Consider the following 22,732-nt stretch of genomic DNA (forward strand, 5'->3'; position numbering starts at 1 on the left):
AAAAATGAAAACAATACAAACAGCCTTGTTAGTTAGCACACTTGCACTGGTTCTTGGATGTTCGCCAAGCGCTGATTTAAGCAATGAAGAACCCGTACTGCGCCCGGTGCGAACCCAAGTTGTCGCGCCTGCTGACTCTGCGCCTTACAAGGATTTCAGTGCGGTGGTTGATGCTTCGCAAAAGGTCAATTTGGCATTTAAAGTCAGCGGTCGTATCGTTGAAATGGGAGCGACACTCGGCGAACCAATCAACAAAGGAGACTTGATTGCACGTCTTGACGATACCGATATCAAACTCGAGGTAGAGCAAGCTCAATCGAGTTTTGATAAAGCGAAGTCGGATTACAATCGCGGCAAAGAGCTGATAAAAAATAATACGATTTCGCAAGCGGATTTCGATACCCTTAAGTCTCAATACACAAGTTCATTAGTGCAATTGGAAACCGCTCAAAACCGTCTGGCTTATACTCGTTTAGAGGCTACCTTTGACGGTGTTATTGCTCAAAAAATGGTGGAAAACTTCGAGGAAGTCAGCGCGGGACAAGCGATCGTTGCATTACACAATATCAATACGATTAACTTGAAAGTCGACGTGCCTGAAAGTGTGATTATTGGTGTGAAGCCCGGCGAACCCGCCCCCACCTTTAAAGCCAGTTTTACCGCCATCGAAGGTGTGGAATTTGATGTAAATTTCAAGGAAATTTCCACCCAAGCCGATGACGTGACGAAAACATACCAAGTTGTTTTCACCATGCCTAGCCCGACGACTAATACGATCTTACCTGGGATGTCTGCTCGAGTGAGAGCGACCTTACCTCCCTCAAGAGGCACCTTAGCCAGCTACTATCTACCTGCCCAGTCGGTATTAAAAGACAACAAAGGCAACTATGTTTACGTCGTAAAAGCCAATGGTGACGGCTCAGGCACCATTGAGCGAAAAGAGGTAACCGTTGGCGATATTACTGTTTATGGCATGGAAGTGTTCTCTGGTGTGGTTGAAGGAGAGCATGTTGTAACCGCAGGCATGAGTAAAGTGACGGCAGGCCAACAAGTTAAGTTCAAAGCGTAAGGAGCGAGTCGTGGATATTACTAAGCTCGCGCTCAATAACAACAGAACGTCGTTCGTTCTACTCGCAGCCATCATGATGTTTGGCATTATGGCATACAAAACTATGCCTAAAGACTATGACCCAGGCTTCATCATTCGCACTGCTCAGGTCATCACTTATTTTCCGGGTGCTAGTCCCAAACGTGTGGAAGAGCTGGTAACCGATAAGATTGAAGAAGTCGTTCAAGAAATTCCAGAATTAGACTTTGTGTCCAGTGAGTCACGCACAGGTGTTTCCATTGTCAGCGTTAACATCAAAGAGAGTTACAAGGAGATGCGCCCCATTTGGGATAACCTCAGGCGCAAAATAGAATCGATAGAAGACGATTTACCCGACGGTGTTCAGCCTCCAACCGTTAATGACGAATTTGGCGATGTGTTTGGCATTGTTGTTGGCCTTACCGCTGAAGGCTTTACTTACCGTGAAATGTTCGATGTCGCAGAGGAAATTAAAGATGAGTTTTTACACTTGTCACAAGCGGCAAAGGTCGAGATTTACGGCAAACAAGAAGAGCGTATTTTTATCGAGTTCGACAATGCAAAGCTATCGGATTTAGGTTTGTCTGCCTCACAAATTAGCGCTCAGTTGGAAGACCAAAATATCATCATTGCTGGTGGGTCGATAAATTTGAATCAGGAGCGATTGTCGTTAGAACCCACAGGTAATTTCGAGCGTTATGATGACATCGGCCGCACTTTGATTCAAATGCCCGGTAGTGACCGCGTGCAATACTTGGATGAAATTGCTGAGATCAAACGCAGTTATATAGAACCTGCACAAACTATGGTGTCAGTGAGCGGCGAACGGGGCCTGACCATCGCTATCGCGATGAAAAAAGGCGGTAACAACATTGTACTGGGAGAAGAAGTAATTGCCGCGATGCGCCGGATGGAAGCGATTTATCCCATCGGCGTCGAGTTAGATCTCATATCGTTTATGCCACTTGAAGTAGAAGAAAAGGTCAACGATTTTGCTTCAAATTTGGTGCAAGCGATAGTCGTAGTGACTGTGGTTATGTTACTGACCCTAGGGCTCAGAACAGGTCTCATTGTCGCCGCATTGGTGCCCAGTAGCATGGTGGCAAGTATCTTAGTCATGTCGTTGTTCAATATCAGTATTGACCAAATTTCACTGGCCGCTTTGATCATAGCGTTGGGCATGTTGGTGGATAACGGCATTGTTATGTCGGAAAGCATTCTTGTACAAATGCAAAATGGCAAGAAGGCTTTTGACGCGGCATTGGATTCGGCGAAAGAACTCAAAATGTCGCTATTGGTATCATCATTGACGACTGCCGCGGCATTTTTACCGATATTCCTAGCGGAGTCTTCCACGGGAGAATACACGGCATCATTATTCAAAGTTGTTACCATTACCCTGCTGTGTTCATGGACTATCTCCATGACCATCATTCCCATGTTGTGCGTTTATTTTTTGAAAGTTCAGCCACAGCAGGCTTCGAATAATGAAACCGCATTTTACAATGTCTATCGCAGCGTTCTTGTTAAATTGCTCGACAATAAGGTGATCACGTTAGTGGTGGTTGCAGGTGTCTTTTTTGGCGCAATAAAAGCGCTGGCGCTTGTACCAAGCTTGTTTTTCCCACCGTCTGATCGCCAGTACTTTAAAGTGGAGTTGGAATTGCCTATCGGCAATAAAATAGAGCATACGCAAGCGATATCTCAGCAGTTGGAAGCTTTTATCGAAGCGGATCTGCAAGTGAATGACAGCAGAGAAAGCGGCGTAACAAGTTGGGTGAATTACGTCGGCTCAGGTGGTCCTCGCTTTTTGCTTTCTCACAATCCAAAGCCGAGTAGCGCCTACTTTTCGTTATTTGTTGTGAATGTCACCTCTGCAGATGTGATTGATGACATGATGGCGAAGATAGAAAGCTACGCGTTTGACAACTTTCCTGATGTCTTGGTCAAGCTTCGTAAAATAGAAAACGGTGCGGCCATTAACAACCCAGTTGAGTTTCGATTGATAGGTAAGGATGAACAAACACTATTCACTATTGTTGATGAGCTGAAAGCCAAAATGGCGGCGACACCGGGGTTGAAAGCGATCAGTGATAACTGGGGCTTGCCGATTAAAAAGTTAGTTGTGAATATCGATCAAACCCGAGCGCGCAGAGCAGGTATTTCGAGTAAAGACATTGCCGTGTCATTGCAAACCGAATTGTCCGGTCTGGAATTAACTCAATTCCGTGAAGGTGACAATGTGATTCCTGTCGTGATGCGTTCATCTGACGCTGACCGCCAGGACATAGGGCGTCTAGAGTCACTTTCTGTGTATTCTCAATCGTCAGGTTTTTCCGTCCCGCTGCGCCAGGTGGCAGATATCGATGTGGTGTGGGAGTCTGCGACGATATTGCGTCGCGATCGTTATAAAACCGTGACGGTTGGTGCGCAAATTAGTCCAGATATGACCGCTGCTGAGGGTTTCGATGCATTGATTCCATGGTTGGACGAACAAAAACAATCATGGCCATTTGGTTATGATTACGAGCTCGGCGGTGAAGCGGAATCATCGGGTAAAGCCAATGATTCGATTGCTGAAAAACTGCCAATTGCGCTTCTTATTATCATCTTGTTGTTAGTGGGGCAGTTTAATTCAATTCGCAAAGCTGGCATCGTAATGCTTACTATTCCATTGGGTATTATTGGTGTCGTGCTTGGTTTGATTGTCGGGCAGTCGTTCTTTGGTTTTATGACGTTACTCGGCATTATTTCCTTGGCAGGTATCGTTATCAATAACGCTATTGTATTACTTGAACGTATTGATCTTGAGCGCGACGAAAACGGTCTCGATCACTTCGATGCCATTGTTGTCGCCGCTCAGCGTCGAGCAAGGCCAATCATTCTGACGACGGCGACGACCATATTTGGTCTTATCCCATTGTATCTCGGTGGCGGTGAAATGTGGGAGCCAATGGCATTGGCAATCATGGGGGGCTTGTTAGTCAGTACGATATTGACGCTATGTGTTGTTCCAGCTATCTACGCCATGCTATTTGGAGTTAATCGAACTGCCAACAGTACTATGTAGCGTGCACTAGTAAAGAAAAAGCCAAGGTTTGACCTTGGCTTTTTTTATAGGATTTCTAGAAACTCGACAAGTGCGGCTATTTCTCTTTTGTTTAAATTGAGCGGCACGATGAGCTCGCTGGTGACAGGAAAAAAGGGGTCATCTTTGTGTTTCCCTCTGGGTTTGGGACGAAACCCTCCTTTGTTGTACTGCATGATCATCGGAGTAAATTCCGTAAACAAGCCGTTGTGCATCCAAGGTCCAGTGAGAGTCACTCCCAGTAAAGACGGCGTTCTAAATGCACCGGTATCCTTTGGATTTTGGGTATACATCACTCTGCCTAGGTCTTCAAAACGCCTACCGTACATATGAAACCCTGTCACATGGAATGCATTGTCACTGAGCAGTGGCCCCTCATGACACGTCATACACTTAGCTTTGGTTCGAAATAGGTGTAGCCCCTCTAATTCACTATCTGACAACACGGCTATGGCCTGTTGGGGGGAGGTTTGAACAAGCTTGATGAAGCGTTGGTATTTAGTATCGGGAGCGGGGATTGCTCGTTCAAATGCCACTAATGTCATCGCAAGCATGGCGGGAGTGATTTCTCGGAGACCGAATACGGCATGAAAAGCGTGTTGGTAGTCGCTCGAGTCATTGAGCCGCTTTATTGCTTCTTCAATCGATAAATCCATTTCTATGGGGTTCTCAATCGGCTTCAAAGCTTGTTCTGTCGCCGTTAACGCACGACCATCCCAAAAGAAGCTTTGCCAATGGTCTACGCCAAAAATAGGTGGCGTATTTCGAGAACCGATTTGCTGATCTATGCCAACAGCACTGCGTTGACTATCTTGGAATATGAGGGCCTTATCATGGCAACTCGAGCAGCTAACCGAGTTATCCCGAGACAAGATTGGATCGTGGAACAAGCGCTCTCCAAGCGCAATTGCTTGGGCACTTGCCGGTGCAGTGGTATTTTCGAGTGGGCCTAAAGCCAGTGGGGCAAGATTATCAGCTGTGCTAGCGGCAGGCCATTGCGCGATGGGCTTAGCGTATTGTTCACGCAAGCTCTCTGCAGCAATGATAGGCAGAGACAACAGACCAATCAGTAGTAACAGTGAACGCGTTATTGCCATTGATAACCCACCTCAAACCAGACAGAGCGCCCTGTTTCGATACCCGATACACCGGGCGCAACAGCGTAGGTGCGAGAGTCAAATAGGTTTTGGATGTCGACTCTAAATCGCAATGCATGTTGGCCGTATACCTCTGGTACCCAGGTAGCAGATGCATTCACTAAGAAACGGCTTGGAATGTTAACCAGCTCATAGACGGGAATGTTAAGGGCTTCTTCGGCGTCACAAACAGAGCATATGCGCAGCAACTGACCACTCGATTCGACGTCATCGGTGAGTACATAGTCATCAAAAGCTTGCCGATAAGAACCAGTTACACTTGTGGTCAAAGATTCTGTCCACCCGGCGGTCCAGCCAAAATTGAACGCCAAGGGCTGAGAAAATTCTGTCTCCGCCAGGGTCAAATTATTCAGCGTTGTTTCTTCATATTCGAAACCGGACTCGGCGCTGCCAGTGCGTAAGAAAATCAATTCATCAATCGGTGCTACATTGACATCCTCTTGCTCGAAGCTGACGTCCTCACTGATTTGGTAAGTCGTATTAAACCAAAAACTACTCGTGTCGTGTTGCCAGGCCCATGAAAACGAGATGCGATCATTTTGACCTCTGCCGTTGTTGGCTTGAGTACGATAAAAATAACCATCAGCCTCGTTATAGACGGGGGCTCCTGTTACGCCAATTTGGTCTTTGCGCCAACGTTTCACATATTCAAATGCGTAGTTGCCCCAGTCAGTGGCTTGCTTCCAGCCAAGTACAAATTCATCGTTAAAAGGCGTTTTTAAATTGTCGAAGCGGTAACGAAAATCGCTGCCGCCAGAGAGTGGTAACCAACCTTGCAACTGGCCATTTAAATCAATTCGACGGCGTTCTAATGTATAAGGTAGTTGTGCTTCTCTAACCGCATAAGAGAGCAAATTAGTGTCGTAATAACGGTTCACCCCAAATGTGATGAGCTTATCGCCATCGCCAAAGACACGGTAGCCGCCACTCACTCTTGGCGCAATGTTCACATTTTGTAAAAAGTCATCGTAGTCGACGCGAATCGCCGCATTAACAGTTAAGTCGCCAAAATCAAGACTGTCGGTAGCGTGAAAAGACACGTTTTGAACGTTAACGTCAATCAATTCTTGTGGATAAACGCTGCGAATGGCGAAGTATTGTGGTGCGATTGTCACTATGTTGGAATAGGCCAATACATGTTGAGGATTGTTGAAATCCAAAGGTTCACCCAATTGCGTTTCCAGTTCTTGTAATGTGATCGATGTGGTCAATTCGACACAGTCAAAAATAGCGCCGTTACAATTGAGATTGCTTACGCCCGTTATTGGAGAATTGTACCGATAGGTATCGTAAAAACGTTCGCGTTTAAGGGTCTCGTTATTGTATTGCACGCCGACTTTAATCGCGTGTTCAAGGCCAAGCCACTCGAAGTCGTTGAACGTCAGTAGGTTATCGAAGAAATAGGTTCGCTGGGTTTTCTCCAAGTCGCCATAGCCGCCTTGGTTCGATACCGCCGCTTCTCGCGTTGGGTCACCTATTCCCCATTCTCTGCCTCGTGCTTTAGCCCAAGGGTAGAAGTGAGGTGGCGCGTAGCGCGAGTTGTAACTTTCAGCAACGCTAAGTTGGCTTTTCAGTGAAAACGTATCGAATCCATGTTCCAGCTTGATGCTCGAACTCACGCCTCCGCCTTCGATTTCAAAATCACTGTCTAGTGTATTGCGGATAATATCGTTGCTGGTATACGGCGAGTAGTTTGCGGTTAGCGTCAGCTTGTCGACCCACAAATCTCGTTGCGTTACTTTGATCAACACATTGGCGTTTTCCCTTTCAGTCAACACGGGTTGATTTAAACTCAGTTCACTAATTTCGCTGGTCGTGTAATTGGCCGCGACGAGTAAGTCGTGGTGGTCACTTAGGGTAGTAGAAAAGCTAAGGTTCAACACCTGTTTTTCGAATGCGGGTGCAACAGGAGCATCTGCTTCTGTTTCTGTAATGTCTTCTGCGAGAAAGGTCTTGTAGTTATTCCACTCACTGCGAGATGTGCGGTAATTGAAACCAAATTCAGATTTTGCATAACTTTCTCGGGTTTCTACCTCGACAACACCACCACTAAAACTCCCGTATTGGGCGGGTACATTGTTAGTGTATACAGTAATGTTATCAATTATTTGTTGATTGATATTGAAGGTTTGAGTGCTGCCATCGACATCATTGATTTGCGACGCGTTTGCCCGATAAGAACTGGGGTCTTGGCGACTATTGAAGTTCATCCCATCAAGGAAAAAGCCGGTTTGCCATGGCTCTGCGCCCATAATGGAAACCCGTTGGGCTTGAATTTCACCTTGCTCTGAAGCATCAAACTGTTCATCACCCAATACAACACCGGGAAGTAATCCCAATAACTCGGTGAAATCGCCACCTGTTCTGGGGGTGTACTCGATAAAATCTCGGTCAAGGGAGAAGCGCCCTTCCACTTCTGGGACTTGTAAACCAATGAACCGGCCTTCGACAAGGATACGCTCGATTCGCTTGTTATTCTCTTGTTCGTCGACACACGCTTTGCGCTGGGCTTCGGTCATACGATTTATTGCGCTTTCAGAAACGCAAAAATCACTCGCTTGAGTGATTGAGTCTTGCTGCTGTTGCGCGTTGGCGTCATAAGAATAAGCCAGCGCTGATAACAGCAGCCCGCAAGGGGCTGCATATTTCATGAAATGTTACCTTTGATTAGTCTTTGTCGAGAGGGTTGATATCGTTGGGATCGTCGATACCGTCATCATCAGCATCGTTGTCGATAATCAAGTTTGATTCGGTAATGGCTTCTTCACTTGCATTGAGTAAGAAGAAGTTAGGTAGGCCATCTAAGTCCGTATCAATATTGGCAACCGCTGATGCTGGAAAGTCATCTCGACTGGCGAGTGTTTCTGAAACCGTAGCGAACAGAGGCTCTCGGTCGGCTTCGGTATATAACTCGTTTAGCGCAAGTGCATTGGCTGATTCAAACTGACCAATCCATTCATATTGCTCAATAAAAGTTTCATAGACATCGATTTTTTCACTGTCCGCGAAATCATTGGTTGCAGCCAAAAGTGTATCTAGCAGTGTTTTTGACGTAGCGAGAATACTGGCAATCGCTTGTGGGTATTGGTCATTGGTACCGGCGTGCTTTTTGGTGGCAAGCACGAGATAATCAATATTTAAGAAGCTATTTGCATCGTCGGGCTCAAAGGCTTCTTCTAATTCACTTAAAAGATCGTCGATGAGGTCGACTCTTTCAGCAATATCGGTCGCTGCAGCAACCCTTGTCATGGCGTCGGTTGCTAGCGTTGAAAAAGCCGTCGCTGCAGCGTCTAAATAACCAAGTGAAGCGTAGGTATTGGCAAGGTAAATACGTCCAGAGAATAGATCGTCGACATCCGTTTGTGTTTCTACAACGCTTTGGGCGTTAGTCAGTGCCACGAGCGCAGCGTCATCATTGCCAATGGTATTTTGGATCACTGCGGCGTTAACCCAAGCGTGCATCCTTTGTACTTCTGATGCGCTAGTATCATTGCCATAGTAGGTGCTCACCAAGTCTAAGCATTGGCCGTAAAGCGCAGTTTGTTCGGCTTCGGTGCCGCCGAAGTCACTATGTAATTGTACGAAACGGGCACACCCTTGGTTCTCAACAATTGAATCTACTGTGTATCCGGCGTCATTAAAGTAGGCATCTGTACCTAGGGTATTGATTGCCGCTTCGAGTAATTGTCGTGCTTGCGCGTCCAAGCCAGCGTAGTGCAGGAACCACGCCGCACGTTTATCGTTAAATCCATTTTCATCCTGCTCAACCAAGGCTTCCACAACCAATACGGTATCGTCGTGAGTCGTAGTGAAGGTCGCAGTCAATTCATTGATGATGGGCGTAAGGTCATTATTATTTAACGCTGCAGGAATGAGGCTGTAAGCGAAGTGATCTCGGTAGGCATTTTTCGTATCTCTATCCGTTGGCCCTTCTTCGGCTTCCACTAGCATCAGTGGTAGATTGCCTATCTGTGTGTCGGTTGTATTGGCTGCTACATAGTCAGGGTATAAAGCAGCAAATGGACCTGCCAACAGGCCAATACCGGTTGGATAGCGGCTAAGCGTGCCATCAGCATGCTCGGCGACAGGTAAACTGTAGTCGGCGTCGTAATCTGCGGGAACATACAATGCAATACCTTTTGCTAACAGTGTTTTCGCTTTGTCAATCATCACTGCCTTTTGCTCATCACTACCTTGTAAGCTCATTGCGTAAGCAGAACGTGCCGTTTCAATTAGCGTCAACGCTTTGCTGGTAAAGTGCAATATCCCGCGGGTTTCATCGAAACTGGTCGTATCGGCAATGTGCTCAGCAAAATCAAGGGTCAACTGTGCCGCGTCAAACGTCGCACTAGATTGTTCCGCAGCAAATGCTTCAACTTGGCTGGCCATTAATTCGCGAGCCAGTATCGCGAACCGGTTGTGAGCAGTCGTGCGCTCTTGCGTTAAATCCGATAAGGCGTCGGCATAAATTCGCACTATGGTTAGTAGATCTGTGGCTGCGGCGAGCTCATTCGCTTCAATATAGTCCTCGACCATAGAACGATAAAACTGTGTATCACTATTGCCAATATTGGCTAGACCGATTTCGGCAATATAGGCGTTGTACTCTGCAATAGCCGCCGTACGAAATGTTTGAGCAATGTCCTTTGCACCAATTTCATCAAGTTCAACGGCTGCATCTTGATATGCCTCAGCTTTACCTTGTCGGGTGATGATATTGTTTGTGATTATATTTCTACTCAAGTCAGCGAAGCCCGCCTGTGCATAGCCAATAGCAATTTTTATATAAACTTCTTGCGCTACTTCGGCGTCGGTAATTTGAATCGCGTCGCTATCCCCGTCATTCAGAATCATCGCTTCCGCTTGGGTGATGTGAGAATGTATAGACGCATAGTAGTATGTCAGTTTATCTTCATTGGATGCGTAAGATGCGCCAAGGTCGATAGTTGCCGTGACGGGGTCGCCGATGCCATCACTGACGCTAACAACAAAACTATCGTTAACCGTGGCGAGTTCATTAGTGGTGAAAGTGAATGTCCCTGTTGAGCTGTTGATTTCAACCGTGCCCTGCTGAGGTTGTGTAACAACAGCAAAAGTAAGGGTGTCGCCATCTACATCGGAAGCATCAATCTCCCCATTCGTTTGACCATTACTACCAACGACAAGAGAGCTAGTATTGATAGTAGGTAAATCGTTTACATTGTTTATCGTAAAAGACAGATTTGCAGTAATGGTTGCAATGCTATCTGAGACGATAATTGTCGCGGCGTCACTGCCAAAGTAATTGCTGTTGGGCGTATATGTGAATGTACCGTCCTGATTGACTGTTAAGCTGCCATTTGTGGGTGCTGCGCCTATGGCATAGCCCAAAGTATCGCCATCTGCATCTGATGCATTGATACTACCTGCTACCTGTGTATCTTCATCCGACGACAAGGCAACAGAAGTGTTGGCAAGTGTGGGAGCGGTATTGCCACCGCCTCCGCCGCCACATGCAGTAAGTGAAAGAATAGCTCCGGAGACAAGAATCGATTTCATAATCGATTCAGACATGTTGTTATGGGGGAAACGGCTGACCATCAATACCAACTCCATAGGCAAAATCAAAAGGAGCGGCATCATAATTAATAATGCAAATGAGATCAATTCTCATTCGTGATTAATTTGTGATTTTTGTCTTTCACTATTCAATAATGATCAATGGGAATTGTTTATTTAATTTTGGATACCAAGGTGTTGCGTCACTTTTTATATTGGTTAAACCCATAATCAAAAGCTGCTCTGGTGACATTGTCCAGCCTCGTGCTTGTCTCTCTATTGCAATTTTGGCTATATCTGAGCGCAACCCAATAGTGAGCAGCGAATGATCAATGCCTAATCGCTGAAACAGGGTTTTTTCCCTGAGAATGGCACGTTTAATAACGTCATTGTAATGTTGACGAAGACGCTGCCATTCTTGACTGCGTTGTGGCTCCGTCAGATGGCCAACCATATTATCGATATCACTGTCACGCCAATAAGCGGAGGCAGCATCGCCGTGCCATCCTAAAATGGCGTTTGCACCCAGCCACTTGTGGTGGCCTGAAGTAAATACATAATTGGCGCATGAAGAAAAGCAAAAAGTATCGACACGCACGTCCAAGTTGTACTCTAGTACGAGGTCAGCAAGGTCCATTCCCAAGTCGATGTTTCCACCTCCACTGGTTATTGCAAGTAACGTAGGCTTATCCTTTGCTTGCTCGTAGAGTGCCTGAAATTTCGTATTGTTTTCTTGTGAAATTTCACCAACGTAATGCAGTGTTTTACCGTCTAGCGACACTTTTGCATCGAGCGTCGCACTGAAAAGTGACAATAACAAACCGAAGAAAGGGGTACTGAACAATCGAAATAACATGGCGACACCCAAAATGAAAACGCCGGAATATAGCAGGGATTGACCAAGGCTTAAATAGTGAGAAGGGTAGTTGTGGCCCGCTATTTAAGCGGGCCGCGTAGCGTTTTATTCTGGGCAAGGTGCGCCAGCAGCAGCCCATAGATCGACAAATTGTGCCGTTTCTTCAATGCTGTAAGGCGCAGGCTCACGCCCTGGGCCGGGCTCCCATCCCCAGTGCACTAATTTGTCATGGCGAATATGAGCGGCGATAGCGGCTAGGTCTCTACCTCCATTGCGTTGCGGATCTTTGATTTGTTCACAAATCTGTTTAGAAGTTTGCTCCCACCATACCATTTGAACAGGCGCTAACATCCATATTGGCGAACCCGGCGGACCATGGGGCTCATCTGAATTCGTTTGCGCGTGGCAGGTACTACAAATGATCGAATCTGCTCCAATTCGGCTGACTCCGGCATCGATGTTCATCCCGTGGAAACCAGGTTCGCCATAGCTCGGTCCGGACCAGCGAGGCCTGTTGTCCTCAGGCACATGGCAATTCACGCATCGGGGATGAGAAAATACTTCGTAGAGCTTTTGCCAATGGGCTAAACCGTCCCTATTCTCTTGTGCAGTAGCGAATGGAACGATGAATAATGATAACAAGCTAATTAACAGCGCCTTTTTCATTTGTCTTCCCCTACACGAATCGAATGTGTTTGTTCATGGGCATTTCGCGAATGCGTTGTCCCGTTGCAGCGAAAATGGCATTCGCTAAAGCCGGCGCTGCAGGTGGCGTACCCGGTTCGCCAATCCCTTTGATATGGTCACTATTTTCCAGAATTTTGGTATGAATTTTCGGCGCTTGGTGCATGCGAATGGAATCGTAATTATGAAAATTAGTTTGCTCGACTTTGCCATGCTTAACCGAGATTTCGCCCATCATGGCAGCGGCTAACCCAAAGTTAATGCCGGAGATAAGTTGCGCATCAAGGTTGCCCGGATCTAGAGCTATACCGACGTCCGCCACGGCATAGACATTGATTATTTTGATGCCAAGGGGAGTATTTTCTACTTCAATAACTTGTGCAACGGGTACACCGAACGAGGTCACGAATGCGAAGCCCATTCCGTGGTTGGCGGGCAATTGTGCTCCCCAGTTTGCCATTTCAGCTGCGCTTTCGATGACTTTTCGACTGGGAACATGGTCGATAAGAGACAAGCGCATGGACACGGGATCTGCACCAGCCTCAATAGCGAGTTCATCCATCATGGATTCACAGAAGAAGCCGTTTTGCGAAGCACCTACGGACCGCCAAGAGCTTACCGGTATACCATGTGGAACGCGGTAACCCGTTACGCGATAGTTTTCTATCATGTAAGGTTGATCCCACGCGGCTTGTACTATTGTGGCGTCTGGGCCAGGCATTGAGAGACCTAAACGGCCCATTTGTGATTCCATGACGGACGGCGATGCCATTTTTACATCAAGTGCCGAGACCGATTTCCCCTCGGTGACGCCTTGCATACGAGCGATGGCAAACGGACGGTAGCAGTCATGGGTCATGTCTTCTTCTCTGCTCCAAGTCACTTTCACTGGTATGCCTTCAAGCTTTTTCGCGACTTGAACGGCATAAACAATAAAGTCCATTTCTGCCCGTCGACCAAATCCACCACCCAAATATGTCGTGTGAATTTGAATATTGTCTTGAGGGATACCCGTTACGCGTTCGGCTTCTTGCAGAGCAAATGTCGGCGATTGATTGCCAGCCCAAACCTCTAGCTTGTCGCCAGATAGTAGTGCCGTTGCATTCATCGGCTCCATCGTCGCATGGGCTAGCAGCGGCGCACGATATTCTCGAGATACTACTTGGCTGCCTGCTTCTGTAAGTGCGATGCTGACATCGCCATCATTGCGTTGCTGACTATCTTGCTCACCATCAAAAGCTTTCACAGCCTGAGCAAAAAGCCCATCAGTATCATCTGGGTAGCTAGCTTTTTGCCATTCAAACACAATTTTTTCGGCAGCTTTAAACGCATACCAGGTATTGGTAGCGACGACCGCAACGCCTTTGTCTTCGATGGCGAAAATTTGCTTCACACCTCTCATCTTTTTGGCTTCGGAGTCGTCATAGCTCAGCATGCTACCACCCAAGTTGGGGTTCATTTTGATGGTCGCATAAAGCATGTCGTCATGGGCAACATCAATACCAAATGTGGCTTGGCCTGTTACTTTGTCTACCATATCGATTTTGGGCGTACTTCTGCCCAATTGCTTCCACTCACTTTTGGGCTTGAGCGTAACGTCACTGGGTAGGTCTACTGATGCGGCAAGTGAAGCCAGTTGTGTATAAGGAATTGAGGTGCCATCGGGTAAAACCACGTGACCATTGACGGTTTTCAATTGACTGGTAGCCACACCATGCTTCACTGATGCCGCCTCAACTAGGGCATGGCGGGCAGCAGCGCCAGCAATGCGCATTTTTTCGTAGGCATCCTTAGCTGATGATGAGCCGCCAGTGATCTGCATGCCGAAAAATTTTGCCGGTACGGCCATAAATCCACGCACATTTTCTGCCATAGCACTTTGATCGTGTGGCGGGAACGGCGTGCCTTCTTCGAGAACTGCAGCGTTGTAATAAGCCTTAGATGCTGGGCCGTGCTCAACATTGATATCAGCAACATCGATATCGAGTTCTTCGGCTACTAGGGTCGCCAGTGTAGTGCGAACACCTTGGCCCATCTCTGCCCGTGGAGCGATAACGGTAATGCCTTTACTATCGATGAAAACATAGGGCGTTAGTGCCGCATCTCCCGGCGCAAGGCCTTTTTTTAACGGATTTGGGTAAGGCTGTTTGTATTTGTAATAACCAAACAATACACCACCACCCAATGCGACAGAGCCAATTAAAAAGGTGCGGCGCGTAATTTTCCCAAGGGTACTCATGCTTTACTCTCCTGGAGCTTTTTCGCTGCCATTTTCACCGCACTGCGAATTCGAGGATAAGTGCCGCATCGACACAGATTCGCTGACATCGCTTTATCAATCGCTTGATCATTGGGGTTGGGGTTTGAGCGAAGTAACGCTGCAGCTGCCATGATCTGCCCCGGTTGGCAGTAACCGCATTGAGCAACTTGGTTTTCTACCCATGCCTCTTGTATGGCACTCATAGCATCAGGTGTGCCGTGGCCTTCGATAGTGGTGACTTCTCCGTAAACCTGCCCCACTGGTAGCGAGCACGAGCGTTTAGCTACGCCGTTAACATGGACTGTACAGGCACCACACATGGCGATACCACAGCCAAACTTAGGCCCTGTAATATTCAACTCATCGCGAAGTACCCAGAGTAATGGCATGTTTTCGTCAACATCGACGTCATGGTTAGCCCCGTTTACGTTTAACTTCATATGTCACCCCTTGCCTGTATTGTCGGCTGACTGCGCCTTGTCGCGGATAAGTGTGGACGACAAACCAAGGTTTGTCAGTTAAACCGTCGTCTAATATTAGCGGGAAATACGACAGATTCGTCCACGAGTATAACGCCTTACTATAACGCTAGGTGATCAAGTGTCACTTGCTAAGTGCGACAACTTACTCGCAGAGCATGCCAGATTATGAGGGTGGCTGAGCGGTTTTTGAGGAATGTTTTAGGGCCTCATTGAGCGTTTTTAACTCGCTTGGTGTGAGGTCCCGCCATTGGCCTGGTTTTAGCGAACCTAATTTGAGGTGCATTATGCGAGTGCGTTTTAGTTTCGTCACTTCGTACCCCAAAAACTCGCACATTCGGCGGATTTGGCGATTGAGGCCTTGTGTCAGAATGATAGTAAACTTAAATTTGCCTCGTGATTCTAAAGTACACGGTTTGGTTACCGTGCCAAGAATGGGAACGCCCCGCGCCATTTTTTGCAAGAATCGACCACTTATCGGCTGGTTGACAGTCACTTCATATTCTTTGTCATGCGCATTTTCAGCGCGCAGTATTTTATTAACGATATCACCGTCACTAGTCAGTAAAATCAAACCCTCAGACGGTTTGTCTAACCGCCCAATTGGGAATATACGTTGCTTGTGGCCGATGGCGTCTACGATGTTACCTTTTACATGTCGCTCCGTGGTACAGGTAATACCAATGGGTTTATTGTATGCGATGTAAACGCGATCTGATTTATCTTTAGCTACAGCGCCGATTAATTTTCCGTCTACTTTTACGCAGTCTTTTGCGGTGATTTTGGTACCCAGCTCAGGCTTTGCGTCGTTGACTGTGACACGCCCTTGTTCAATCAATTTATCAGCCTCTCGGCGAGAGCAAAAGCCGGTATCACTGATGTATTTATTGAGCCTTTTAGGCGTATCTTGCGTCATGAGTAGCTTCCTACGAGGGGATTAAAGTTGGTGTAGTTGCTCAGCAACAATATCGAACGCGCTATTATCACCTAAAGTACGACTCAGGAGTAGCGCTCCTTCTAGAATACTGATCGCATTGATGGCTTTTTTGTGTGCTTCTTGTCGGTCTATGTGCTTTTCTGATGCCAATGCTTGCGTTAACCATTCAATATTTTTCTCGAAAAACGCTTTGGTTTCTTGTTGTACTTGTACTGGAAGTGCATCCGACTCAGCGCCTAACATGCCGCACAAACACATTTTTTTATCTACCAGCAATGCATGCCTGAACTGATCAGCAAACACCTCGAGAACCGGCCTGTTTTGGTTTTCTTGGCTCGCTAAAGAGAGCATGAATTTTTCAGTGTACTGGCGCGCAAGTTCTGCTCCTAAATCCGCTTTCGTTGGAAAGTGATAATGTACACTGGCACTTTTTATACCCACGGCATCGGCGATTTCTCTGAAGCTAAAATGGCCATATCCCCCGACACGGGCGCGGTCTTCAGCTTCTTTAATTATTTGCTCTCTTTTGTTCATTGAATCTTGTCTCAACGGTTATCTTGTTGCCTATTATTTAGTAGGTAGGTGGTGCGCGCAAGTTTTTACCAAGTCGGCTCGAAAAATGCGCCACATTGGGGCAGGCTAGCACTGATTTAATGCAAGTTTTTCGTTTTTTAAAGGCGCTTGAAACAAACGCGCAATGACTACTGTAATTCCTTAATTTTATTGTTATGGTGTCGATTCTTTTGGGTTTTCGAGTAGTTGATTATGTTTAGAAATCACGCGTCATGGCTGTTGGTTTTGGTTCTGTCATTTTTCACACTGACCGGCTGTGTCATCATTAAGGAAGAACACGCAAAAAGTGCATTCGGGCCAGTGGCTTTTGAGCAAGCCGAGATGACCGCTGTTGTCGTCGCTTATGGGCCGGAGATGGAAGGTATTCTCGGTCGTATTGAACAAGACCCTGCAGCGAAAATTACCCACACCAAAACGTTCAAAGGCATAACTTATCGTTTGGGTTACTACCATGATGAACCTATCGTGGTATTCGCCACGGGGATGAGTATTGCAAACGCCGCGATGTCGATGCAGATGGCGCTAGACTACTTTCCGATTAAGCAAGTGGTATACATGGGAATAGCAGGTGCTGTGAATCCGCAGTGGCAACCCGGCGACGTTATTGTTCCTGCTCGTTGGTATTATCACGACGAGAGTGTTTACACCAATCTAGACAGTCAGACAGGAGAGTATGTCCTGCCCTCGTACTATCAGACCTTTTTAGATGAACAGCCAGCGAGACGTGCCAAAGACCCTCATGTTCCGAATTACAAACCTTTTGCCTTTATTCATCCAGACGAGGTCCTCATTATCAAAGAAGGTATGGATGAGCCAAAAGACACACCCTATTTTGCCGCAACGGAGAGGCTACTAAAAGCCGCACAGCGCGCGATGGATGGGATGCCAGCACAAATGGTTTTGTCACAACGCGAGGCGAATTTATCGGTTGGTGGCAATGGTATTACAGGCTCTGTATTTATGGACAACCGCGAGTACCGCAAATGGGCACGAGAGGTGTTCAGCGCAGAAGTCACGGAAATGGAATCAGCAGCGGTGGGTCAAGTGTGTACTATCAATGAAGTGGATTGGATGATCATTCGAGCAATCAGCGATTTAGCTGGTGGTCAAGAAGGTGTTAATACCGAACATCTATACGACAAAGAGGTCTCTAGAATTGGCGCAAACGTGTTGTTTGCCGTGTTAGACGAATTGGCAAATTAAAAACAGGGGCAGTGGCCCCTGTTTTACCAATTGGACTAGGAATTTCTAGAATACTAAGGTGTTTAATGCCTTGGTATCTGCAGAGCCCGACAGCGTATCGCGATACAATTGGCAAATCGCGTCGATGCCATTGATTTCAGCAGGATGCATAAAGGGTGCAACTTGGCCCGCGAAGCTTTGCCAAGCCTGACTGTACTGCCCTAAGAAACCTTGTTGCCCCCACTCTTCAGTGCGTTTTTTGACTTGCGCTGGGGCAAAGAAAATCTCGGCTTCCAAGGCTTTTTTGTTGGGTTTTTGCGACGCATTCCAATCTGTTGCACCAATCAGAGTAATGGTTGCCAGTGCGTCATCTAAGTGATTTGATAAATTTTCCATTAAGCTGCCATTGGCAGCGAAATCCAGCAACCACGCCTTCTGTGTTCCTGCTATCGCACTGAGTTCATCATAGCTGTATACCTCATCGTAGCAGTTGAGTGATCGCGTGAACTCGACGTTACTTGCAGAAGTGAGGCCGATGACTTTGTATGCTTGATTGCGATTTGCTTTGTGTTTCATGAGCAAATGCGCCGTCCCAAATGCCGTTTTACTCGATGCACTCGATAAAATGATCGCATCGTGATTAAGGTGTTCACCAACGAAATCATCTAGAACAAATGATGTCATAAACAACGGACGGAAATTCAGTTGCCAGGTTTCTCTCGCTGGGTTATATCCGGGATCCTTTGCACATCGTAGGTAATTGTCGTAGACAGGGCTGATACTTTTTCGCTGTGGGTGATGGTCATGAAAACCAAAATCGGTCACTTTACCCGGCGCGACTACCCAATGGGTCGCCATCGGCAAGTAGCCGAATAACTTTTCGCCGACAGCAATATTGGGATGCTTGGATGCAGCGACAGTCGCAAACCCCCAGACGGGAACGATACCAAACCCTTCCGGCGCGCCAAAGAAACCCCAATAGCCCATACTATGGCCTAATGCGGCATAGGTTATGTTGTTGGCCGAGAAGCCAAAACTGTCCGTTTTTAGCAAGACTTCGCCGTCATTCAGTGTTGAAGTATCAATCACCGAATGGTGTGCTGAGATATCGTGTAAATCCGATTGGTTGACCCATAACTGCGTTACTTCGCATACAGACATAACCTTCTCCTGTGTTAAGGTGGCGCTCTATTTTTTCCCTACTGTGGATGAGTATCTGACTGATCGCGACTTTAAAATCGCAATAATCAACTATTGATACTAGCTATGATTCTGCCAAGTGCACGTCATCAGCACCGTTTTGAAGTGAGTAAATGAAATGGCAATGCAAGACCTGAAATACCCTGTGATCACAGCTGGCTACATAAGCCTGAGCCTGATGACGGTGAACAATGCGATGGCGCAAACGTCAGAGGTTGGCGGCGCTCAAGTTGATGTGGCGGCGATAGAACGGATTGTCACTACGGCCAATCGGGATAGTGCGCTGGAAGCGTCACTGCCGTTTGTCATTGCAGGTTTATCGGATAAGCAAATCGAACGCATTTCGCCCAATCATATTCAAGAGTTAATGCGCCAAGTCTCGGGTGTTCACCTACAGCGTGGAAATGGCCAAGAGTATCTTCCGGCATTGCGTTCGCCAGTGTTAACTGGTGCTGGTGCTTGTGGTGGCTTACTCATGGCTGAGGACAATATTCCGTTGAGAGCTGCGGGTTTTTGTAACATCAATGAACTATTTGAAGCCCATTCTGAGATGGCAGAACGCATTGAAGTGTTAAAAGGCCCGGTATCTGCACTTTATGGCTCAAATGCGATTCACGGTGTCATCAATGTCATTACGCCTGATACGACTACCGATATGGCGAGTCTGGGGTTAGATTGGGGCAGTTTTGGGTACAGTCGCGCACGGATTAGAGCGGGTAAATCCCTCGATAATGGTGGCATTGGTATCAATACCAGTGTCGCACGCGATGGCGGCTACCGAGATGCAGAAGGTTTTGAACAACAGAAAATCAATGTTCGACATCGTTTCGAAACTAGTGCCTATTCCCTGACTTCGGGGCTGACCTATACCAACTTAGACCAAGATACTGCGGGGTTTATCGTTGGTGAAAACAGCTTCCGTAGCGAAGCACTGTCGCGACAAAATCTCAACGAGGGAGCTTATCGCAAAGCGGAGTCTTTTCGATTGTGGTCGAGAATCGATACGCAATTTGATGATATCGATGTAACGATTACGCCTTATTTGCGTAATCAGGATATGGCATTCTTGATGCACTTTTTACCGGGTACACCGATAGAGGAAAACGATCAACGCAGTGTTGGTGTGCAATCTTCGATGGGATATCGCTTCGATGAGAACTATTCCCTACAGTGGGGAGTGGATGCGGAATATACCGAAGGCGGTCTTAGGCAATTTCAAAACGAACCTACCCAAGGCTCAAATTTCTTGGTAGAGACGATTCCCGTTGGTAGCCACTACGATTACAGTGTTGATGCGACTCAGATTGCGCCTTTTATCAGTTTGACTGCGACGTGGAACCGACTCACAGCGGTGGTCGGCGGACGATTCGAATACATGGGCTATGACTATATTAATCACCTGCCAACAGGGCGAACTCGGGATGATGGCAGTACGTGTGGTTTTGGTGGTTGTCGCTACAGCCGCCCTGCTTCAGCTGATGTGTCTTTCTCACGGTTTTCGCCCAAGTTAGGTGTGAATTACTCGTTGTCTGAACAAACGCGTTTGTTCGCCAATGTATCTCGCGGTTATCGAGCGCCTCAAGCCACCGAATTGTTTCGATTACAGCGCAACCAGGTGTTGGCGGATTTGGATAGTGTCACAGCCCAGCAATACGAAGTTGGCGTGAAAACCTATCAAGACAGCTGGTCACTTGTGGCGTCGATTTATGAGCTCACTAAAGACAATGTGATTTACCGTGATAGTGATTTCTTCAATCTCAGTAATGGTGAAACACGCCATCAGGGCATAGAGTTGAGCCTAAGTGCGAAGCTAAATGAACTGTTTAGTGCAAGGCTAAATGGTAGCTACAGTCGTCAGACTTATGAACACGAACAACTTATCAACGGGGTTCAAATTCAAGGCAATGAAATTGATACGGCTCCACGATGGTTGCTAAATGGCGTGTTAGTCTGGCAGCCTGCGACTCACTTTAGCACTGAGCTGGAGTGGCAACACATCAGCCAATACTTCACCGATCCAGAAAATTTACACCAGTACAATGGTCATCACCTGTTTGCTCTCTATAGTCAATGGCAAGTGACGGATTCGGTACAACTGGGGTTGCGCATACAAAACCTATTCGACAAGCGATATGCAGAGCGAGCTGACTTTTCTGGGTTCAGTGGTGATAGGTATTTTCCAGGGAGACCGAGAAATGCTCAGCTGACCTTAAATGTGCAGTGGTATTAGACTAAAAGGCAAGGCTGCGTGCTTGCATCGCAGCAAAAATAAGGTATTTTGAATATTTAGTCATTATCTGCAGCAAGATGTCGGAGTATGGTGATGCAATCAATCCACGGCAGTTTCTCCATTACGACCCAAGGGGTCGTCACCCGTGTTGTTGCTCGTGGGCCGTGGAATGAGGAGTTTGTTCTCAGTTTCATGGATGAATATCGCAAGCATATCGAATTGCGCTCCGGTTCAGCTTGGTACGATATCATTATTGCTGAAGGCGAGAGCCTATTCATTCCAGAAGCGGAAGTGACATTGAGTAAGGCTATGGAAGTAGCCTATGCCAGCGGACTAGAGTGCTCAGCAATTGTGTTGGGTAGTTCAGTGGTGGCGCAAAGTGCACAACACCAGTTTCAGCGGATGTTGGAGGGAGCCGAGATCCCTCACGCGTTTTTTGACACCGAAGCACAAGCCATAACGTGGCTTGAATCTAAGGGCATGGCTGCCTAATCACACTGATTTTACTTCTTATTGTGTAACGACTTTCGAGTGTCTCATTTGTGAGACATAAAAGAAGGGGGCCACACATCCATATGTAAACCCAAAACTTGATTAACGGAAGAGAAAATTGGCGAACTGCACGTCCCTGTGCGAGTTCATTGAAACGGTACTAAGAACCAATAACCAGTTTGTCGATAATGCCATTCACATCATTCGTGTTTCGCGTGATGGCTAAAGCAAGTTCTCGTTCAAGATGGTTGTTAACAAAACCTTTTAGTGTGACGATGCCATTGCGGGCATTGACATCAATTGCTAACCCTCTCACTGAGGCTTCAAGCAACAACCGAGTTTTGACTACGGTTTCCACTTTCGCATCCAATTCACTTTGTGCTTCTTCTAACACTGTGTCGCCATCATCCTGATCCGCGATTTCGATGCGATTATTCACGTCTTTTACGCCGTAAAGCGACATAATCAATTCTTCAGCCAATGCTCGCTCTACACTGGTATCGACATCCCCTCTCAATGTCACTACGCCTTTGACAACGTGAGTTTCTATTGAGAAGGAATTCAAATTGTCATTCAGTAGTAAGGTGGTTTCCACCTTACCTGCCACCCAAGCGTCATGCGCTTGCTGCTGCCATACTTGCTCGTCGGCGTATGCGCCGCTACTCATAGCTAACAGGGTAAACAAGACGAATCTTTTCATTGTCCTACTCCCAGTGGTGAGACTTGATATTGCTATAGCGAGCTCCGTGCCAGTTTTTTAAATTATTGTTTTTGTTGGTTATTTTTATTTTTTGTCTCAGATTTTGTTAAATCAGGCGTGAATAATGTCGCGATTTGGCAACACCTTATGATGGAAGCGTAGTTTTTCAGCTTAGCGCGAACAATAAAGCATCAATTTAATGATTTTTTACGTCTTCGTAACATTTTTGCAAAGTGGCTGAAGTGGACTAGTTTTAAGACATAGCGCGC

At 46.8% G+C, this 22,732-nt stretch carries 16 protein-coding genes; 5 read left to right on the forward strand and 11 right to left on the reverse strand.

Going from position 1 to position 22,732, the window contains the following annotated elements; translation table 11 throughout:
* Positions 1–4 precede the first annotated feature (4 nt).
* Together AC27G9_RS13995 and AC27G9_RS14000 are read left to right on the forward strand one after the other, a co-directional pair.
* Positions 5–1,069 (forward strand): efflux RND transporter periplasmic adaptor subunit, encoded by a 1,065-nt coding sequence (locus AC27G9_RS13995; RefSeq protein WP_487075050.1) that lies wholly within the window; start codon positions 5–7, stop codon positions 1,067–1,069.
* A gap of 10 nt (positions 1,070–1,079) precedes the next feature.
* Positions 1,080–4,157 carry an efflux RND transporter permease subunit gene (locus AC27G9_RS14000; protein ID WP_487075051.1) on the forward strand — a complete coding sequence of 1,026 codons (3,078 nt, stop codon included), beginning with the start codon at positions 1,080–1,082 and terminating at the stop codon, positions 4,155–4,157.
* A 44-nt stretch (positions 4,158–4,201) separates the two neighbouring features.
* On the opposite strand, the gene AC27G9_RS14005 is transcribed toward AC27G9_RS14000, so the two are convergent.
* The 9 genes from AC27G9_RS14005 to AC27G9_RS14045 form a co-directional block, all read right to left on the reverse strand.
* Complete coding sequence (locus tag AC27G9_RS14005; RefSeq protein WP_487075052.1) at positions 4,202–5,272, reverse strand: cytochrome-c peroxidase; 1,071 nt, start codon at positions 5,270–5,272, stop codon at positions 4,202–4,204.
* Positions 5,263–7,983 carry a TonB-dependent receptor plug domain-containing protein gene (locus AC27G9_RS14010; RefSeq protein WP_487075053.1) on the reverse strand — a complete coding sequence of 907 codons (2,721 nt, stop codon included), beginning with the start codon at positions 7,981–7,983 and terminating at the stop codon, positions 5,263–5,265. The genes AC27G9_RS14005 and AC27G9_RS14010 overlap by 10 nt, the downstream gene beginning before the upstream one ends.
* A gap of 16 nt (positions 7,984–7,999) precedes the next feature.
* Positions 8,000–10,870 carry an Ig-like domain-containing protein gene (locus AC27G9_RS14015; RefSeq protein WP_487075054.1) on the reverse strand — a complete coding sequence of 957 codons (2,871 nt, stop codon included), beginning with the start codon at positions 10,868–10,870 and terminating at the stop codon, positions 8,000–8,002.
* A gap of 145 nt (positions 10,871–11,015) precedes the next feature.
* Positions 11,016–11,726, reverse strand: coding sequence for a hypothetical protein (locus tag AC27G9_RS14020; protein ID WP_487075055.1), 711 nt, complete (start codon positions 11,724–11,726; stop codon positions 11,016–11,018).
* Between the two features lie 105 nt (positions 11,727–11,831).
* Positions 11,832–12,392: a hypothetical protein gene (locus tag AC27G9_RS14025; protein ID WP_487075056.1), complete on the reverse strand. Its 561-nt coding sequence runs from the start codon at positions 12,390–12,392 to the stop codon at positions 11,832–11,834.
* A gap of 10 nt (positions 12,393–12,402) precedes the next feature.
* Complete coding sequence (locus tag AC27G9_RS14030; RefSeq protein WP_487075057.1) at positions 12,403–14,649, reverse strand: xanthine dehydrogenase family protein molybdopterin-binding subunit; 2,247 nt, start codon at positions 14,647–14,649, stop codon at positions 12,403–12,405.
* Positions 14,646–15,110: a (2Fe-2S)-binding protein gene (locus AC27G9_RS14035; RefSeq protein WP_487075058.1), complete on the reverse strand. Its 465-nt coding sequence runs from the start codon at positions 15,108–15,110 to the stop codon at positions 14,646–14,648. The genes AC27G9_RS14030 and AC27G9_RS14035 overlap by 4 nt, the downstream gene beginning before the upstream one ends.
* 205 nt (positions 15,111–15,315) lie before the next feature.
* Entirely contained in the window at positions 15,316–16,065 is a 750-nt protein-coding gene (gene rluF, locus AC27G9_RS14040; protein ID WP_487075059.1) for a 23S rRNA pseudouridine(2604) synthase RluF, read from the reverse strand.
* A 21-nt stretch (positions 16,066–16,086) separates the two neighbouring features.
* Positions 16,087–16,620 carry a TetR/AcrR family transcriptional regulator gene (locus AC27G9_RS14045; protein ID WP_487075247.1) on the reverse strand — a complete coding sequence of 178 codons (534 nt, stop codon included), beginning with the start codon at positions 16,618–16,620 and terminating at the stop codon, positions 16,087–16,089.
* Positions 16,621–16,851: 231 nt separating this feature from the next.
* Here AC27G9_RS14045 and AC27G9_RS14050 point away from each other — a divergent pair, with 231 nt between their 5' ends.
* Positions 16,852–17,862: a 5'-methylthioadenosine/S-adenosylhomocysteine nucleosidase family protein gene (locus AC27G9_RS14050; RefSeq protein ID WP_487075060.1), complete on the forward strand. Its 1,011-nt coding sequence runs from the start codon at positions 16,852–16,854 to the stop codon at positions 17,860–17,862.
* Positions 17,863–17,907: 45 nt separating this feature from the next.
* On the opposite strand, the gene AC27G9_RS14055 is transcribed toward AC27G9_RS14050, so the two are convergent.
* Positions 17,908–19,002 (reverse strand): DUF2855 family protein, encoded by a 1,095-nt coding sequence (locus AC27G9_RS14055; protein WP_487075061.1) that lies wholly within the window; start codon positions 19,000–19,002, stop codon positions 17,908–17,910.
* 163 nt (positions 19,003–19,165) lie between these two features.
* Between AC27G9_RS14055 and AC27G9_RS14060 the strand changes: the two genes are divergently transcribed.
* Positions 19,166–21,271: a TonB-dependent receptor gene (locus AC27G9_RS14060; protein ID WP_487075062.1), complete on the forward strand. Its 2,106-nt coding sequence runs from the start codon at positions 19,166–19,168 to the stop codon at positions 21,269–21,271.
* Between the two features lie 93 nt (positions 21,272–21,364).
* Complete coding sequence (locus tag AC27G9_RS14065) at positions 21,365–21,763, forward strand: hypothetical protein (RefSeq protein ID WP_487075063.1); 399 nt, start codon at positions 21,365–21,367, stop codon at positions 21,761–21,763.
* Positions 21,764–21,923: 160 nt separating this feature from the next.
* On the opposite strand, the gene AC27G9_RS14070 is transcribed toward AC27G9_RS14065, so the two are convergent.
* Complete coding sequence (locus AC27G9_RS14070; protein WP_487075064.1) at positions 21,924–22,463, reverse strand: BON domain-containing protein; 540 nt, start codon at positions 22,461–22,463, stop codon at positions 21,924–21,926.
* Positions 22,464–22,732: the final 269 nt, after the last annotated feature.

The organism is Alteromonas sp. 5NS40-0096 (genome assembly GCF_057544385.1).

What these genes read in the sequence shown, in the direction of transcription:
- AC27G9_RS13995 (WP_487075050.1), top strand. Translation starts at nt 5, where the DNA reads ATGAAAACAATACAAACAGCCTTGTTAGTTAGCACACTTGCACTGGTT.
- AC27G9_RS14005 (WP_487075052.1), bottom strand. Translation starts at nt 5,272, where the DNA reads ATGGCAATAACGCGTTCACTGTTACTACTGATTGGTCTGTTGTCTCTG.
- AC27G9_RS14010 (WP_487075053.1), bottom strand. Translation starts at nt 7,983, where the DNA reads ATGAAATATGCAGCCCCTTGCGGGCTGCTGTTATCAGCGCTGGCTTAT.
- AC27G9_RS14015 (WP_487075054.1), bottom strand. Translation starts at nt 10,870, where the DNA reads ATGAAATCGATTCTTGTCTCCGGAGCTATTCTTTCACTTACTGCATGT.
- AC27G9_RS14020 (WP_487075055.1), bottom strand. Translation starts at nt 11,726, where the DNA reads ATGTTATTTCGATTGTTCAGTACCCCTTTCTTCGGTTTGTTATTGTCA.
- AC27G9_RS14025 (WP_487075056.1), bottom strand. Translation starts at nt 12,392, where the DNA reads ATGAAAAAGGCGCTGTTAATTAGCTTGTTATCATTATTCATCGTTCCA.
- AC27G9_RS14030 (WP_487075057.1), bottom strand. Translation starts at nt 14,649, where the DNA reads ATGAGTACCCTTGGGAAAATTACGCGCCGCACCTTTTTAATTGGCTCT.
- AC27G9_RS14035 (WP_487075058.1), bottom strand. Translation starts at nt 15,110, where the DNA reads ATGAAGTTAAACGTAAACGGGGCTAACCATGACGTCGATGTTGACGAA.
- rluF (WP_487075059.1), bottom strand. Translation starts at nt 16,065, where the DNA reads ATGACGCAAGATACGCCTAAAAGGCTCAATAAATACATCAGTGATACC.
- AC27G9_RS14045 (WP_487075247.1), bottom strand. Translation starts at nt 16,620, where the DNA reads ATGAACAAAAGAGAGCAAATAATTAAAGAAGCTGAAGACCGCGCCCGT.
- AC27G9_RS14050 (WP_487075060.1), top strand. Translation starts at nt 16,852, where the DNA reads ATGTTTAGAAATCACGCGTCATGGCTGTTGGTTTTGGTTCTGTCATTT.
- AC27G9_RS14055 (WP_487075061.1), bottom strand. Translation starts at nt 19,002, where the DNA reads ATGTCTGTATGCGAAGTAACGCAGTTATGGGTCAACCAATCGGATTTA.
- AC27G9_RS14060 (WP_487075062.1), top strand. Translation starts at nt 19,166, where the DNA reads ATGCAAGACCTGAAATACCCTGTGATCACAGCTGGCTACATAAGCCTG.
- AC27G9_RS14065 (WP_487075063.1), top strand. Translation starts at nt 21,365, where the DNA reads ATGCAATCAATCCACGGCAGTTTCTCCATTACGACCCAAGGGGTCGTC.
- AC27G9_RS14070 (WP_487075064.1), bottom strand. Translation starts at nt 22,463, where the DNA reads ATGAAAAGATTCGTCTTGTTTACCCTGTTAGCTATGAGTAGCGGCGCA.